The organism is Rhizobium sp. BIGb0125, assembly GCF_024810055.1.
Lineage (GTDB): Bacteria > Pseudomonadota > Alphaproteobacteria > Rhizobiales > Rhizobiaceae > Agrobacterium.
On sequence record NZ_JANUDV010000003.1, the window covers coordinates 266,228 to 280,607 of the forward strand.

General features: G+C 56.4%; 16 protein-coding genes. 5 read left to right on the top strand and 11 right to left on the bottom strand.

Annotated features, from left to right (window positions below; all coding sequences use genetic code 11):
- Nucleotides 1-88 precede the first annotated feature (88 nt).
- Complete coding sequence (gene glnA / locus M2418_RS09435) at nt 89-1,498, bottom strand: type I glutamate--ammonia ligase (protein WP_192490979.1); 1,410 nt, start codon at nt 1,496-1,498, stop codon at nt 89-91.
- A 74-nt stretch (nt 1,499-1,572) separates the two neighbouring features.
- Complete coding sequence (locus tag M2418_RS09440) at nt 1,573-1,911, bottom strand: P-II family nitrogen regulator (RefSeq protein WP_007753933.1); 339 nt, start codon at nt 1,909-1,911, stop codon at nt 1,573-1,575.
- A 347-nt stretch (nt 1,912-2,258) separates the two neighbouring features.
- Between M2418_RS09440 and M2418_RS09445 the strand changes: the two genes are divergently transcribed.
- Nucleotides 2,259-3,734, top strand: a complete 1,476-nt coding sequence (locus M2418_RS09445; protein WP_259146137.1) for an NAD(P)H-hydrate dehydratase — start codon at nt 2,259-2,261, stop codon at nt 3,732-3,734.
- Nucleotides 3,735-3,826: 92 nt separating this feature from the next.
- Here the strand turns inward: M2418_RS09445 and M2418_RS09450 are convergent, their stop codons facing one another.
- The 3 genes from M2418_RS09450 to znuA form a co-directional block, all read right to left on the bottom strand.
- The gene (locus M2418_RS09450) at nt 3,827-4,864 is read right to left on the bottom strand and encodes a GlxA family transcriptional regulator (protein WP_192490981.1); all 1,038 of its coding nucleotides are present in this window, start codon (nt 4,862-4,864) and stop codon (nt 3,827-3,829) included.
- 193 nt (nt 4,865-5,057) lie between these two features.
- Entirely contained in the window at nt 5,058-5,297 is a 240-nt protein-coding gene (locus M2418_RS09455) for a hypothetical protein (RefSeq protein WP_259146138.1), read from the bottom strand.
- A gap of 238 nt (nt 5,298-5,535) precedes the next feature.
- Nucleotides 5,536-6,567, bottom strand: coding sequence for a zinc ABC transporter substrate-binding protein ZnuA (gene znuA, locus M2418_RS09460; RefSeq protein ID WP_259146139.1), 1,032 nt, complete (start codon nt 6,565-6,567; stop codon nt 5,536-5,538).
- A gap of 102 nt (nt 6,568-6,669) precedes the next feature.
- Between znuA and M2418_RS09465 the strand changes: the two genes are divergently transcribed.
- Genes M2418_RS09465 through M2418_RS09480 form a run of 4 tightly spaced genes read left to right on the top strand, consistent with a single transcriptional unit; the run spans nt 6,670 to nt 9,415 of the window.
- On the top strand, nt 6,670-7,668 hold the full coding sequence (locus M2418_RS09465) for a metal ABC transporter ATP-binding protein (RefSeq protein WP_259146141.1): 999 nt from the start codon (nt 6,670-6,672) through the stop codon (nt 7,666-7,668).
- A complete protein-coding gene (znuB, locus tag M2418_RS09470) occupies nt 7,661-8,488 on the top strand; it encodes a zinc ABC transporter permease subunit ZnuB (RefSeq protein WP_259146142.1) in 828 nt (275 codons plus the stop codon). The genes M2418_RS09465 and znuB overlap by 8 nt, the downstream gene beginning before the upstream one ends.
- Nucleotides 8,485-8,889, top strand: a complete 405-nt coding sequence (zur, locus tag M2418_RS09475; protein ID WP_192490985.1) for a zinc uptake transcriptional repressor Zur — start codon at nt 8,485-8,487, stop codon at nt 8,887-8,889. Before znuB ends, zur begins: the two co-directional genes overlap by 4 nt.
- 19 nt (nt 8,890-8,908) lie before the next feature.
- The gene (locus M2418_RS09480; protein ID WP_259146145.1) at nt 8,909-9,415 is read left to right on the top strand and encodes a GNAT family N-acetyltransferase; all 507 of its coding nucleotides are present in this window, start codon (nt 8,909-8,911) and stop codon (nt 9,413-9,415) included.
- A 23-nt stretch (nt 9,416-9,438) separates the two neighbouring features.
- Here M2418_RS09480 and M2418_RS09485 read toward each other — a convergent pair whose 3' ends face one another.
- The 6 genes from M2418_RS09485 to trpD form a co-directional block, all read right to left on the bottom strand.
- The gene (locus M2418_RS09485) at nt 9,439-9,966 is read right to left on the bottom strand and encodes a gamma carbonic anhydrase family protein (protein ID WP_259146146.1); all 528 of its coding nucleotides are present in this window, start codon (nt 9,964-9,966) and stop codon (nt 9,439-9,441) included.
- A 69-nt stretch (nt 9,967-10,035) separates the two neighbouring features.
- Nucleotides 10,036-10,725: a fumarylacetoacetate hydrolase family protein gene (locus M2418_RS09490; protein WP_259146148.1), complete on the bottom strand. Its 690-nt coding sequence runs from the start codon at nt 10,723-10,725 to the stop codon at nt 10,036-10,038.
- Nucleotides 10,726-10,779: 54 nt separating this feature from the next.
- Complete coding sequence (gene glp, locus M2418_RS09495; RefSeq protein WP_259146149.1) at nt 10,780-11,994, bottom strand: gephyrin-like molybdotransferase Glp; 1,215 nt, start codon at nt 11,992-11,994, stop codon at nt 10,780-10,782.
- Nucleotides 11,995-11,996: 2 nt separating this feature from the next.
- A complete protein-coding gene (moaC, locus tag M2418_RS09500) occupies nt 11,997-12,488 on the bottom strand; it encodes a cyclic pyranopterin monophosphate synthase MoaC (RefSeq protein ID WP_259146150.1) in 492 nt (163 codons plus the stop codon).
- Between the two features lie 12 nt (nt 12,489-12,500).
- Complete coding sequence (gene trpC / locus M2418_RS09505; protein ID WP_259146151.1) at nt 12,501-13,316, bottom strand: indole-3-glycerol phosphate synthase TrpC; 816 nt, start codon at nt 13,314-13,316, stop codon at nt 12,501-12,503.
- Nucleotides 13,317-13,345: 29 nt separating this feature from the next.
- On the bottom strand, nt 13,346-14,359 hold the full coding sequence (gene trpD, locus M2418_RS09510) for an anthranilate phosphoribosyltransferase (RefSeq protein ID WP_250985490.1): 1,014 nt from the start codon (nt 14,357-14,359) through the stop codon (nt 13,346-13,348).
- Nucleotides 14,360-14,380 lie beyond the last annotated feature (21 nt).

The window sequence follows — 14,380 nt, forward strand, 5'->3', positions numbered from 1 at the left end:
AGAATTGAATTGATGCCATAAAAAACGGCGGCCCGTGAGCCGCCGCTTAAAAAAGAAATGCGCCAGCAGAGCCAGCGCATATCCGTTATCAAGCCGAGTAGTACATGTCGAATTCGACTGGATGCGGGGTCATTTCGAAACGCATGACTTCCTGCATCTTCAACTCGATGAAGCTGTCGATCTGGTCGTCATCGAACACGCCGCCAGCCGTCAGGAACTTGCGGTCCTTGTCGAGGCTTTCAAGCGCTTCACGCAACGAGCCGCAAACGGTTGGGATCTTCTTCAATTCCTTTGCAGGAAGATCGTAGAGATCCTTGTCCATTGGCTTGCCAGGATGGATCTTGTTCTTGATGCCGTCTAGACCAGCCATCAGCATTGCTGCAAAACCGAGGTACGGGTTCTGTGTCGGGTCCGGGAAGCGGACTTCAACGCGCTTTGCCTTCGGGTTGGAGCCGAATGGAATACGGCACGAAGCAGAACGGTTACGAGCGGAGTATGCCAACAGAACAGGCGCTTCATAACCTGGAACCAGACGCTTGTAGGAGTTGGTTGTCGGGTTGGTGAAGGCGTTGATGGCCTTGGCGTGCTTGATGATGCCGCCGATGTAGTACAGGCAGCTTTCAGACAGACCTGCATATTCGTCGCCAGCGAAGGTTGGCTTGCCGCCCTTCCAGATGGACTGGTGAACGTGCATGCCCGAACCATTGTCACCGAAGATTGGCTTCGGCATGAAGGTTGCGGTCTTGCCATAAGCGTTGGCAACCTGGTGCACGACATACTTGTAGATCTGCATCTTGTCGGCGCTGTGAACCAGCGTGTCGAACTTCACACCAAGTTCGTGCTGGGCAGATGCCACTTCGTGGTGATGCTTTTCAACGACAACGCCCATTTCCGAGAGAACCGTGAGCATTTCGGAACGCATGTCCTGCAGGCTGTCGATTGGCGGAACAGGGAAGTAACCACCCTTGACGCGCGGACGGTGGCCGAGGTTGCCTGTCTCATAATCGGTGTCGTCGTTGGACGGCAGCTCGGAAGAATCAAGCTTGAAGCCGGTGTTGTACGGGTCGGCCTTGTACTTGACGTCGTCGAAGACGAAAAATTCTGGCTCAGGGCCGACAAAAACCGTGTCGCCGATACCGGATGCCTTGAGGTAGGCTTCTGCCTTCTTGGCAGTGCCGCGTGGGTCGCGGTTGTAGGATTCACCCGAGACAGGGTCGAGAATGTCGCAAAGGATGACCATGGTGGACTGTGCGAAGAACGGGTCCATGTGAACCGTCGCAGGGTCAGGCATCAGAACCATGTCGGATTCGTTGATAGCCTTCCAGCCGGCAATAGACGAGCCGTCGAACATTACGCCATCGGCAAACATGTCTTCGTCAACACAGACAACGTCCATGGTAACGTGTTGCAGCTTGCCCTTCGGGTCCGTGAAGCGCAGATCGACGAACTTTACGTCGTTGTCCTTGATCTGTTTCAAGATATCATTTGCAGTCGTCATTTTAAGGTTTTCCTTGAGTGTGGGATGACGAGGTGGCGATTTACCTGAGCCAGTTTCCGGACTCAGGTGCTTTTTTATATGGCGTCAACGCCCGTTTCACCTGTCCGGATACGGATGACTTCTTCTACATTCGAGACGAAAATCTTGCCGTCACCGATACGGCCTGTCTGGGCCGCATTTCGTATTGCTTCGATCACTGCATCTGCATTTTCGTCAGCCAAAACAACCTCGACCTTCACCTTGGGCAGAAAGTCGACGACGTATTCAGCACCGCGATAAAGTTCGGTATGGCCCTTTTGGCGACCGAAGCCTTTTGCTTCAGTTACAGTTATTCCCTGAAGACCGACTTCCTGAAGGGCTTCCTTCACTTCGTCGAGCTTGAAAGGCTTAATGATCGCTTCGATCTTTTTCATTTGAAAATATCTCTCCGCTTCTCCCGTTAAAGCAGGGTCTGCCCGCCTCCCGAACAGAATGCACATAGCATGCCAAATTGAAACGAAGATTTTGAATTTTTTCTCAAAAAAGCATCCAACGAATGTAGTTTGACCTGTTTTGCATCAAAAGACAGTACTGTTTTGCCAAAAATGGTGCGTTGATGTGTCATTATTTCGTATTTTCGATATGAATTTTCGCCGGTTTATATTTTGCTAATTGCATCGTCATTTGATGAAAATATAGTCAATTGCGTATAATTTGAGCGATGTGGCTTGCCTGTTTTATGCACATTGATTTGGCAGCCAAATTGCTATCAATATTCAGCATGAAGTTTTCCGCTCGCCATTGCCTTTATAACCCCGCCGCCATGACTGCCATCGACAAGGATGCTGCCGATAGCGGGCTTTACTCCTATGCGCTGATGGAGCGGGCAGGGCAGGCGATATCAGCACTGGTGCTGCGCCATTACCCGGAGGCTGGGCGTTACATCGTGCTGTGCGGGCCGGGCAATAATGGTGGCGATGGTTATGTGGCGGCGGCCGCCCTTGCTGCCTGCGGTGCTGCACCGATTGTTTTTCATTTTGCAGATCAGGACCGGCTCTGCGGTGATGCGCGGCGCGCCATGCTGGCGTGTCCCATCAAAAGCAAACCGATGGAAAGCTATACGCCTGAAGTCGGCGATGTGGTTGTTGATGCGTTGTTTGGGGCCGGATTGTCACGTGACGTGCCGGAAACCGTGGCCACGCTGTTTGAGACGATCAACGGCTTGCAGTTGAATGTGGTGGCTGCCGACCTTCCTTCGGGTGTCTGTGGCCGGCGTGGCACGATTTTGGGCGCTGCGCTGAAAGCCCGCCACACCGTAACCTTCATGGCGCTCAAACCCGGCCACCTGCTGATGCCAGGGCGGGAACTGGCCGGGGAGATCGAGGTGTTTGATATCGGCATTCCCCAGCGCATTCTGGAGCGACATAACGACCGGCTGGCGCAAAATGACCCGTTGTTCTGGCAGGACCATCTGGCGCATCCTGGTTCTGCTTCGCACAAGTTCACACGCGGTCATCTGACGGTTTTTTCCGGCCCGCAGTATGCCACTGGTGCTGCAAGGCTTTCGGCGGGTGCCGGTTTGAAAACCGGCGCTGGCCTTGTGACCGTTGCAGCACCGTCCGACGCCCTGCCGGTTCTGGCTACGACGCTGACCGCAGTGATGCTGACGGCAATCGACACTGTGCAGCATCTGCGGGATTGGCTGACAGACAGCCGTCATGCGACCTTTGTTATTGGTCCCGGTTTTTCTGATCTGCAGAAGATCCGCCAGTTCGTGCCCGAATTGGCCGACAAGGCACTGGTGCTGGATGCAGATGCGATTACTGCCTTTCGTGATGAGACGGATCTGCTGTTTGAGATGTTTGCCAAAGCGCAGGCACCACGGGTGATGACGCCACATGGGGGTGAATTTGCCCGGCTGTTTCCCGACATTGCTGGCGATGATCAACTGAGCAAGGTTGAGAAGGCGCGGGCAGCGAGCGCCCGTTCGCATGCGGTGGTGGTCTACAAGGGTGCCGATACGGTGATTGCCGCGCCGGATGGCCGGGCGCTGATCAATGCCAATGCGCCGCCCAATCTGGCGACGGCCGGTTCCGGCGATGTGCTGTCGGGCATTGTTGGCGGCCTGCTGGCGCAGGGCGTGCCGGCCTTTGAGGCGGCGGCAGCGGCAGTATGGTTGCATGGTGAGGCGGGGCAGAGGGCCGGTCACGGCAGTACGGCAGAAGACATTCTGGCCGCCGTCAAACCCTATTTGTAATGCGCCTTATCGTTATTTTCATTTGCGGCTTTTGCCGCTCTGCCCCTGTTGGTGTGGCCCATGTCAATCCGGGCCAATTCAGTATGTCAGGCTCAGTGCGGGCCGGACATGAAGGCAATTGGTTCCTTGCGCAGCGATGACACCACAATCTTGCGTTCCGCACGCTCCTGCTGCGGTGAACGATTGTAGATTTCGCGATAACACTTGGAAAAATGCGATGCGGAGACAAAACCGCAGGCAACGGCCACCTCGACCACCGGCATGGCCGACTGCACCAGCAGATGGCGCGCCCGGTCAAGGCGGATTTCAAGGTAATAACGGGCCGGCGAGCGGCCCATTTCCTGCCGGAACAGTCGCTCCACCTGACGGCGGGACAGATCGGCACCATCGGCAATATCAAGCAGCGACAGCGGTTCGGACAGATTGCTTTCCATCAGTTCGATGATCGACAGCACCTTGCTGTTCTGTACGCCCAGCCGGGCCCGCAGCGGCAGGCGCTGGCGGTCACGCGGGTTGCGCACCCGGTCCGTCAATTGCTGTTCGCAGACGCGGTTGACGAGGTTGTCGCCAAAATCCTGTCCGATCAGGTTCAGCATCATGTCCAGCGAGGCCGTGCCACCGGCGCAGGTGTAGATGTTGCTGTCGACCTCGTAGAGGTCGGCATAGACCTCGACCTGCGGGAAGTTTTCCGAAAAACCGGGCAGGTTTTCCCAGTGGATTGCGCAGCGCTTGCCATTCAGCAGGCCGGCTTGCGCCAGAATATGCGCGGCGGTACAGAGGCTGCCGACCGAGATGCCGCGGTTATAGGCTTCGCGCAACCAGGCATTCACGGACTTGTTGTGATACTGCTCTATGTCGATGCCCGAACAGACGATGACCATGTTGGAGCGCTTGTCACCGCTCAGATTGCGACGCTCGTCGGCAAGCGAGGTATCGACGTCAAGAGAGATGCCAGCGGAGGATTGGACCTTCAGTCCGTCAGCGGAGGCCAGCCGCCATTCATAGGCATCATAGCCCAGCATTCTGTTGGCTATTCGCAATGTCTCAACTGCGCCCATGAAGGGCAGCATCGTAAATTGAGGAACGAGAAAAAAGACTATCGAGCGTTTTTTCGGGCCGATTTTGCTCATAGTGTCCATGCTCCGTTGCGAAAGCACAATTCCTTGCTTGGAAACCTTGAACTGGATATCCAGATTGCGACATTATAATAGCAAACCACGCCAATGAGCGACAATTTTTAATTTTTATGCGGCCAAATTATACAGGCAAAATGCAACGCATCCAAAATAGGCAGCGGCGAGATTAAAATCGCGCCTTGAGAGTTCATTTTACAGGCATTTCCTGCGTTTTACACTCAGGATATTTGATGAATGGCAGATTGCCGCTGTCTGCATCTTTCACGCGAGAAACTTGATGCTTCTCAATTTGGCACAACGGGCCGGATTGCGTAAATGCGACATAGGCAATTGGGTTGTGCGCGAGGAGATGAATGGGGGTGTTGTGGTCATTTGCAGCCGGCTGTTGGATGGCCTTTCGCACGTTTTGCAATGTGGGACGGCCCATAGTTCAGCCCTCATTCCTGGGCTTGTCACAGGAGTCCAGGTCAGCCCCAGTCCTGGGGCTGAGAAGAGTTCTTCCCGTCGTGCAGACGCACGACGACTAGATTCCTGTGACGAGCACAGGGTGAGGGAGGCAGGGTGTCGAGCGTCGTGCCACAAAACACAAAAAAAAGCGCGGATGCCTGAACACCATCCGCGCTTTTTCGATCAGCCTTGGCTGCTCTTAACATCTCCACCGTATTTTAAGACAGGCAATCCTTGATAGAGGTGGCGATGCCGCGCATCAGGTCGAAATAGAGTGACGGGCCTTCCTTGAAGGTTGCTGCTTCCGGATCCAGCGTTCCCGACTTGGCGTCAGTGCCTTCGGTCACGACCCTGACCAGCTTCGGTTCAAACTGCGGTTCTGCAAACACGCAGGTCGCATTGAGGCTCTTGATCTTGTCGTGGATCTGGCGCACGCGGTCGGCACCGGGCATGGTTTCCGGGCTGACGGTGATGGAGCCGGCAACGCGCACCTTATAGCGGTGTTCGAAATACTGGTAGGCATCGTGGAACACCACGAATGGCTTGTCCTTCACAGGTTCAAGCGTCGTAGCAAGCTCGGTGTCGAGCTTGTCGAGGTTCTCCATCAGCTTCTTGGCGTTTTCCTGATATTTGGCGGCATTGGACGGGTCTGCCTGAATAAGCGTCGTTTCAATGGCAGCGGCCATGGCCTTGGCATTCATCGGGTCCAGCCACAGATGCATGTCATATTCGCCGTGGTCGTGACCAGCGTGATCATGCCCCTCATGACCTTCCTCGGCCTCGTGGGCGTGTTCACCGTCCTTGTGTTCACCTTCTTCATGCGCATGGTCGTGGCCTTCATCCCCATGAGCGTGCTCACCGTGACCTTCATCACCATGGTCATGGGCTTCAAAAGCGCCGCCTTCACGGAATTTCAGCTTTTCCAGACCCTTGGCATCTTCCAGTTCAATGACCGTTGCCTTGGTGGCCAAAGCCTCAAGGGGCTTTTCCAGGAAGGCTTCCAGACCATGGCCAACCCAGAACACCACATCGGCGTCTTGCAACGTCTTGGCGTTGGAGGGCTTCAGACTATATGTGTGCGGGGAGGCTGCGCCTTCAACGATGAGTTTGGGTTCGCCAACACCGTCCATGACCGCCGCGACCAGTGAATGAATGGGCTTTATAGACACAACGACATTGGGGGCAGCCATGGCGCTGGAATAGCTGAAAACGCTGGCAGACAGGCAAAGCAGGGCAGTGATTGAACGCATGTTGGACCTCTTGCAGACAGATGTAATGTTATTACATATATTGATGTGATGCTATAACGTATGCAATAAGCATCTGCAACAACGACTTTGGAAAAAAAACGAATGCTCCATACGGCAGGCAAAAACGACAACAGGCTGGTGCACCTTCATGGTGCCGGCATTTATCGCGGCAATCGCTGGCTTGTCCGCAATGTCGGTTTCTCGGTCGGGCGGGGGGAGATTGTTACGCTGATCGGCCCGAATGGGTCTGGCAAATCCACCACGGCAAAAATGGCGATCGGTGTGTTGAAACCATCGGAGGGCCGGGTGGAGCGCACTGGCGATCTGAAGATCGGTTACGTGCCGCAAAAGCTGTCCGTTGACTGGACAATGCCATTGACTGTGCGGCGGCTGATTACCCTGACTGGCAATCTGCCTGCCAAGGAGATTGACCGGGCGCTGGATGCGACCGGCATTCTGCATCTGTCGCGGGCCGAGGTGCAGCATCTCTCGGGCGGGGAGTTCCAGCGTGCGCTGCTGGCGCGTGCCATTGCCCGCAAGCCGGACCTGCTGGTGCTTGACGAGCCTGTGCAGGGGGTGGATTTCGCTGGCGAGATTGCGCTGTATGACTTGATTAAAAACATAAAGAAAACAACCAATTGCGGCATTCTGCTGATTTCGCACGATCTGCATGTGGTGATGGCCGAAACCGATACGGTGATTTGTCTCAACGGCCATGTGTGCTGCACCGGCACGCCACAGGCGGTCAGCCAGAGCCCGGAATATATGCGGTTGTTCGGCACGGCTGCGGCCAAGACGCTTGCGGTTTACAGCCACCATCACGACCATACCCATCTGCCTGATGGCCGCGTGCAGCACAGTGACGGTTCGATAACCGAACATTGCCATCCCGATGACGGACATCATCATGACGGCCACCATCATGGTGGGCATGACCATTCCGATCATCACCATGCCGATCATAACCATGCCCACACACATGCCCATGACGATGGTTGCGGCTGTGGAAACCATGATCACGTCCATAGTCATGGCGAAGGTCACGCCCATAACCACGACCATCAGCATCAGCAGACTGGCGGGAGCCACAAACATGTTTGACGACTTTTTTATCCGGGCAATCGTGGCTGGTCTCGGCATCGCCTTGATGACCGGCCCTTTGGGCTGCTTTGTCGTTTGGCGGCGCATGGCCTATTTCGGCGATACGATGGCGCATTCGGCACTGCTGGGCGTGGCACTTTCACTGATGTTTGAACTCAATCTGATTGTCAGCGTGTTCTTCGTCGCTACTCTGGTGTCGCTGCTGTTGCTGTTCTTGCAGCGCCGTCAGGCGCTGTCCGCCGACGCGCTGCTTGGCATTCTCTCGCATTCGGCGCTGGCCTTCGGTCTGGTGCTGGTCGCCTTCATGACATGGGTGCGGATCGACCTCATTGCCTTCCTGTTCGGTGACATTCTGGCGGTCACGACAAGCGATATCCAGATGATATGGGGCGGCGGTATATTGGTGATCGGCGCGATCATCTATCTGTGGAAACCGCTGCTTGCTTCTACCGTCAATGCAGAACTGGCCGAAGCCGAAGGTTTGAAGCCAGAGCGCACCAAGCTGTTTTTCATGCTGCTGATGGCGCTGGTGATTGCCATTGCCATGAAGATTGTCGGTATCATGCTGATTACGTCTCTGTTGATCATTCCGGCGGCGGCGGCACGGCGCTTTTCGTCCACACCGGAAATGATGGCGATTTTTTCAGCCCTGATCGGCATGGTGGCGGTGATTGGCGGCCTGTTTGGATCACTTCACTTTGATACGCCGTCCGGACCGTCAATCGTGGTTGCAGCGGTGGTTCTTTTTGTTCTAAGTCTGCTGCCGGCGCCCGGCAGAAACCGCGATGCCCGTCCATTGAATGAAGGAGGTTCATCATGATTACTCCAGCGCTGACCAAAAACCAGACGCTTGTGTTTGAAACGCTGTCCGGTTCGCAAGGGCCACTCAGTGCCTACAACATTCTGGACAAGCTGCGTGACCATGGTTTCCGTGCGCCGTTGCAGGTGTACCGCGCGCTTGAAAAGCTTGTGGAATTCGGGCTGGTACACCGGCTGGAAAGCCTCAATGCCTTCGTTGCCTGTGCACACACACAAACCGATTGCTGTTCATCGCACCACGGCACCGTGGCGTTTGCCATTTGCAATTCCTGTGGTCAGGTCAGTGAATTCCATGACCATGAGATCGACCATCGCCTGCAGACCTGGGTCAACGGACAGAAGTTCAAAGCGGAAAAGACCACGATCGAAATTCGTGGGCTTTGTGAGGCCTGTGCGGCCTGAGGCTGGCGGGAGCGGTGCATTGACCATACGGATTGCCCGCCCGTCTGAAGCTGCCATTCTTGCGGCCATATCGATCGAGGTATGGCTTGGCACCTATATCAGGCGCGGTGTGAATGCGTTTTTTGCCGACTATGCGCTGAGTGAATTTACTGCCGCACGGTTTTCTGCGCTTCTGGAAAATCCGAAAGAACATATCTGGGTGTCGGAAAACGAGGATGGTCTGGACGGATTTATCCGGGTCAGCGAAGGGCAGGTGGCACCGGTTGCCAACTGCTCAACAACCGAAATATCTACCCTCTATGTGCAGCCGCGTCATCACGGCAAGGGTATTGGATTGCAGCTGCTGGAAAAGGGATTGGCGTTTGCGCATCAATCCGGTAGCGCTTCTGTATGGCTGACGACAAACTCCGAAAATGCCCCGGCAATCGGCTTTTACCTGAGACAGGGGTTTGAAAAGGTCGGAACCACGGATTTCCGTATTCAGGATCAGGCCTATAGGAACGACGTGTTTAAGCGCGTCTTTTGATGGCTGTGGTGGCCTGACAACGTTCAGATCTCGTGCAGGTCTTTCGCAAACCGCTTCCAGTTGCCGATATATTTCTGCGCCGAGAGTTTCAGCCCGGCAATGGCATCATCATCAAGTGTACGAATGACGCGGGCGGGTGAACCGACAATCAGCGAATTGTCAGGAAATTCCTTGCCTTCGGTGATCAGCGCATTGGCGCCGACCAGGCAGTTCTTGCCGATCTTTGCGCCGTTGAGAATAGTCGCGCCCATGCCGACCAACGAGTTGTCGCCAATGGTACAGCCATGCACGATGGCGTGGTGGCCGATGGTACAACCTTCACCGATGGTGGCAGGAAAACCGGGGTCGCTATGGACCATCACGCCTTCCTGGATGTTGGTGCCGGCACCCACTGTGATCGGTTCGTTATCACCGCGCAGCGTGGCGCCAAACCAGATGCCGACATCGTCGTCCAGCGTTACCAAGCCAATGACATTGGCATCCGGCGCCACCCAGTAGCGGTCAGCGTCCGGCAGCGTTGGTGCGTTGTCGCCAAGGCGGTAAATCGGCATGATGTTTCTCCTCCCACATATCTCCCGAAACATGACACGGCTTCGGGATTAGGCTGTTCTCGCGACGGATCAAGCGACCTTGACGGTCAGTGTGCCGATGCCATCGACACCACATTCCATCACGTCACCGGCAACGATGGCGCCAACCCCGGCCGGCGTTCCGGTCATGATGACATCGCCGGGCGCAAGCACAAACAGCTTGGATAGTTCGGCAATGATTTCAGGCACTTTCCAGATCATCTGGTTGAGATCGCCAGACTGGCGGCGTGTGCCGTTGACATCAAGCCAGATCGCGCCGTGATCGAGGTGGCCGGCGTCGGTTGCAGCAACCAGTGCCGAGACCGGTGCAGAGGCTTCAAAGGCCTTGGCTGCTTCCCATGGGCGCGACATCTTCTTGGCAACGTCCTGCACGTCACGGCGCGTCATGTCGATACCGACTGCGTAACCCCACACGCAGTCCAGCGCGTCTTCAACGGCAATGTTGGCACCGCCATGTTTCAGCGCGACGACAAATTCCACTTCGTAATGCACGTTGGAAGACAGCGACGGATAGGGAAAGTCCTGACCTGCGGGCAGCAGGTTATCGGCATTTTTCTGGAAAAAGAACGGCGGCTCACGCGACGGATCATGGCCCATTTCAATGGCGTGGTCGGCGTAGTTGCGGCCAACGCAATAAACGCGGCGCACCGGGAACACGCTGTCCGTTCCAGCAACAGGCAAGGTCACCAGCTTGGGTGCGGGGATAACAGTCTCAGCCATGGAAATGTCCTTCCGAAAGGAGTGGCCCGAAGGGTGGGGCAAAGGGGCGGGGTATTAGATGCGAAGCAGAATAATCGGGCAGGGGTCTCCGGCCTTTAATGGCGGGGCGTTGGGCGGGCGCACAATCAGCGCGTGGGAATTGGCCAGCGTCTTCATCATCGATGAATCCTGCTTGTCGAAACTTTTTGCCACCAGCGTACCATCGTCACGGATGGCCAGCGTGGCACGCACGTAATCCTGCCTGTGGTCATTGGCCTTGAGGTCGGTTTCGGTTACGGCCTGAACCTCGCGACGGCGCGATGACGTGCGCGCCAATTTCTGCACCAGCGGCTCCAGAAACAGCAGACTGCACACAAGGCTCGCCACGGGGTTTCCGGGCAGGCCAAGCACCTGCATGGTATCGATGGCGCCGACCATCAGCGGTTTGCCGGGGCGCATGGCGATGCGCCAGAAATCCAGCTCCATGCCCTTGGCCTTGAGGCTGGCCTGCACCAGATCATGATCGCCGACCGATGCACCGCCCAGCGTTACCAGCACGTCGGCCTTGGCGGTTATGGCGCGCTCGATGGCTTTGCCGATCAGTTCCTTGTCGTCGCTGATAATGCCGAGATCCAACACCTCTGCACCGGCATTGCGGGCAATGGCCGCCACACCAAAGGTGTTGGAGGCAATGATCTGGTCGCTCTTTGGCACGCTGCCCGGCTGCACCAGTTCGTCGCCGGTGGCAAGAATGGCAACCAGCGGCTTGCGATAAACACGCAGTTCCGCATGGTTCATGCCAGCGGCAACCGTCACATCTGCAAAGGACAGCAGCCGGTCTTTTTGAAGAACCACTTCACCTTCCATGAAGTCCTGCCCCTTTGGGCGGATATGGCGGTCCCTGACCACTTCGAATGTGCTGCGGATCTGATTATTATCGAGCAGGTCGGCATCTTCCTGTATGAGAATGGTGTCAGCGCCTTCAGGCACCGGTGCGCCGGTGAAGATCCGCACCGCCTCACCCTTGCCCACCTTGCCGTCAAAGGCGTGACCGGCCGACGCCGTGCCGATGACGGTCATGACCGAACCGAGTTGAGGCGCGTCTTCGGCCCGCAGCGCATAACCATCCATGGCGGAGGAATTGAACGGAGGCTGGGTCAGCCGGGCAGTGACATCTTCGCCGAGAATACGTCCATCAGCATAGGCCAGCAGCACCGTTTCCGTTTCAACGACAGGCTTTGCGCGCGACAGCAATCGGTCCAAAGCGTCTTCTACTGGCAGCAATGACACGTCTAGTTCTCCTGACGTTTATAGTCCCCGGATTTTCCGCCGGTCTTTTCAGACACGACAATGCCGCCAATTTCCATGGCCTTATCAACCGCTTTGGCCATGTCGTAAATGGTAAGGCAAGTCACGGAAACGGCGGTCAACGCTTCCATTTCAACACCGGTCTTGCCGGTCAGTTTTACGGTGGCGCGCACGCGAAGGCCCGGCAGGTCATCGTCTTCGGTAATGTCGACGGAAACCTTGCTCAGCATCAGCGGATGACACAGCGGAATGAGATTGGATGTCTGTTTGGCGGCCATGATGCCGGCAATGCGGGCGGTGCCAATGACATCGCCCTTCTTGGAATCACCCTCGCGGATGATGCGCAGGGTTTCAGCCTGCATGCGCACGTATCCCTCGGCGCTGGCAACACGAACCGTTTCGTTCTTGTCACCGACATCAACCATATGCGCCTCGCCGGAAGCGCTGATATGGGAGAGTTTGTCACCTGAGTTCACGAGGCATGCCCCTTATTCTGCGGCCTGTATATTTGCCTGTCCGGTCAGCAATGTGTGGGTTGCAGCGGTCACGTCGTCCTTGCGCATCAGGCTTTCGCCGACCAGGAAGGTGCTGATGCCGACCTTCTGTAGGCGCAGGCAATCCTCATGGGTGAAGATGCCGCTTTCTCCGACCAGCAGGCGATCAGCAGGCACCATGCCGGCCAGCTTTTCACTGGTTTCCAACGTGACTTCGAAGGTGCGCAGGTTGCGATTGTTGATGCCAACCAGCGGAGAGGCCAGTTTCAGCGCGCGCTCCATTTCTTCGGCGTCGTGCACTTCCACCAGAACATCCATGCCAAGGCCAAAGGCCTCGTCTTCAAGGCGCTTTGCCTCATCATCGGACAGCGATGCCATGATCAGCAAAATGCAATCGGCACCCCAGGCGCGGGCTTCATGCACCTGATAGGTTTCAAACATGAAATCCTTGCGCAGCGCCGGCAGGCCGCAGGCGTCGCGTGCGGCCGTCAGGAACTCCGGCGCACCCTCAAAACTTGGCGTGTCGGTCAGCACGGAAAGACAGGCAGCATCACCGGCTTCATAGGCGCGGGCCAGTGCCGGCGGATCAAAATCCGGGCGGATCAGACCCTTGGACGGGCTTGCCTTCTTGATCTCGGCAATCAGGCCAAATTTGCCGTCGGCCTGTTTCTGCTGCAATGCCTTGTAGAACCCGCGTGGTGCGCTCTGGTCCTTGGCCATGGCCTTCAGATCGGCCAGAGAGACTTTTGCCTTGGCCGCAGCGATTTCTTCACGCTTGTACAGCTCGATCTTTTTCAGAATGTCGCTCATGGCTTTGTCTCTGGCCTTCGTGGCAAATATTACGCTTCGTTCGATACCGCGACCAGCCGCTCAAGCGCCAGCGTCGCATTACCATCGTCAAGGGAGGCAGAGGCAAGGCGCATGCCGTCAGCAATGGTGCCAGCCTTGCCAGAAATGACCAGTGCAGCAGCGGCATTGCACAGCGCGATATCGCGGTAGGCATTGCGCTTGCCAGACAGCACGTCGCGCAGGGCTGCGGCGTTGACGAGGCCGTCTCCGCCCTTCAAATCGTCCATCTGTGCAACCGGCACACCAAAATCTTTCGGTGTCAGCTCGAAGGTTCTGATCTTGCCATCTTCAAGGGCGGCAACATGGGTTGTGCCCGTGGTGGTGATTTCGTCCATGCCGTCGCCGTAGACGACCCAGATATGTTCGGAGCCGAGATCGCGCAGCACTTCAGCCAGCGGCACCACCCACTTGTGGGCAAACACGCCAAGCAGCTGCTTTTTCACGCCAGCCGGATTGGACAGCGGACCGAGCAGGTTGAAAATCGTGCGTGTGCCAAGCTCGACGCGCGACGGGCCAACATGGCGCATCGAACTGTGGTGCATCTGGGCAAACATGAAGCCGATATTGGCATTGGCAATGCAGTTCTCGATCTGCTGCGGGCCGTTATCCAGCTTGACGCCAAGATTGGACAAAGCATCGGCTGTGCCGGACTTGGAGCTGAGTGCGCGGTTGCCATGTTTGGCAACGGTCACGCCTGCACCGGCAACAATCAGCGCTGCCAGGGTGGAAATATTATAGGTACCGATGCCATCGCCACCGGTACCAACAATATCAACTGCCGTTTCAGGCGCTTTGACGGTGAGCATTCTGGAGCGCATCGATGACACGGCGCCGACGATTTCATCAACCGTTTCGCCGCGCACCCGAAGCGCCATCAGGAAACCGCCTATCTGGGAAGGGGTGGCTTCACCGGACATCAGAATATCGAAGGCGCTTCGAGACTCTTCCTTTGTCAGGCTTTCGCCGTTTGCCACCTTTGCGATAAGCGGTTTCAACTCAGCCATTTCAAAATGCTCCCCCCGGGA

Excerpts from the sequence above, each read along its gene's own strand:
- glnA (WP_192490979.1), bottom strand. The coding sequence starts at position 1,498 with ATGACGACTGCAAATGATATCTTGAAACAGATCAAGGACAACGACGTA.
- M2418_RS09440 (WP_007753933.1), bottom strand. The coding sequence starts at position 1,911 with ATGAAAAAGATCGAAGCGATCATTAAGCCTTTCAAGCTCGACGAAGTG.
- M2418_RS09445 (WP_259146137.1), top strand. The coding sequence starts at position 2,259 with ATGAAGTTTTCCGCTCGCCATTGCCTTTATAACCCCGCCGCCATGACT.
- M2418_RS09450 (WP_192490981.1), bottom strand. The coding sequence starts at position 4,864 with ATGAGCAAAATCGGCCCGAAAAAACGCTCGATAGTCTTTTTTCTCGTT.
- M2418_RS09455 (WP_259146138.1), bottom strand. The coding sequence starts at position 5,297 with ATGGGCCGTCCCACATTGCAAAACGTGCGAAAGGCCATCCAACAGCCG.
- znuA (WP_259146139.1), bottom strand. The coding sequence starts at position 6,567 with ATGCGTTCAATCACTGCCCTGCTTTGCCTGTCTGCCAGCGTTTTCAGC.
- M2418_RS09465 (WP_259146141.1), top strand. The coding sequence starts at position 6,670 with ATGCTCCATACGGCAGGCAAAAACGACAACAGGCTGGTGCACCTTCAT.
- znuB (WP_259146142.1), top strand. The coding sequence starts at position 7,661 with ATGTTTGACGACTTTTTTATCCGGGCAATCGTGGCTGGTCTCGGCATC.
- zur (WP_192490985.1), top strand. The coding sequence starts at position 8,485 with ATGATTACTCCAGCGCTGACCAAAAACCAGACGCTTGTGTTTGAAACG.
- M2418_RS09485 (WP_259146146.1), bottom strand. The coding sequence starts at position 9,966 with ATGCCGATTTACCGCCTTGGCGACAACGCACCAACGCTGCCGGACGCT.
- M2418_RS09490 (WP_259146148.1), bottom strand. The coding sequence starts at position 10,725 with ATGGCTGAGACTGTTATCCCCGCACCCAAGCTGGTGACCTTGCCTGTT.
- trpC (WP_259146151.1), bottom strand. The coding sequence starts at position 13,316 with ATGAGCGACATTCTGAAAAAGATCGAGCTGTACAAGCGTGAAGAAATC.
- trpD (WP_250985490.1), bottom strand. The coding sequence starts at position 14,359 with ATGGCTGAGTTGAAACCGCTTATCGCAAAGGTGGCAAACGGCGAAAGC.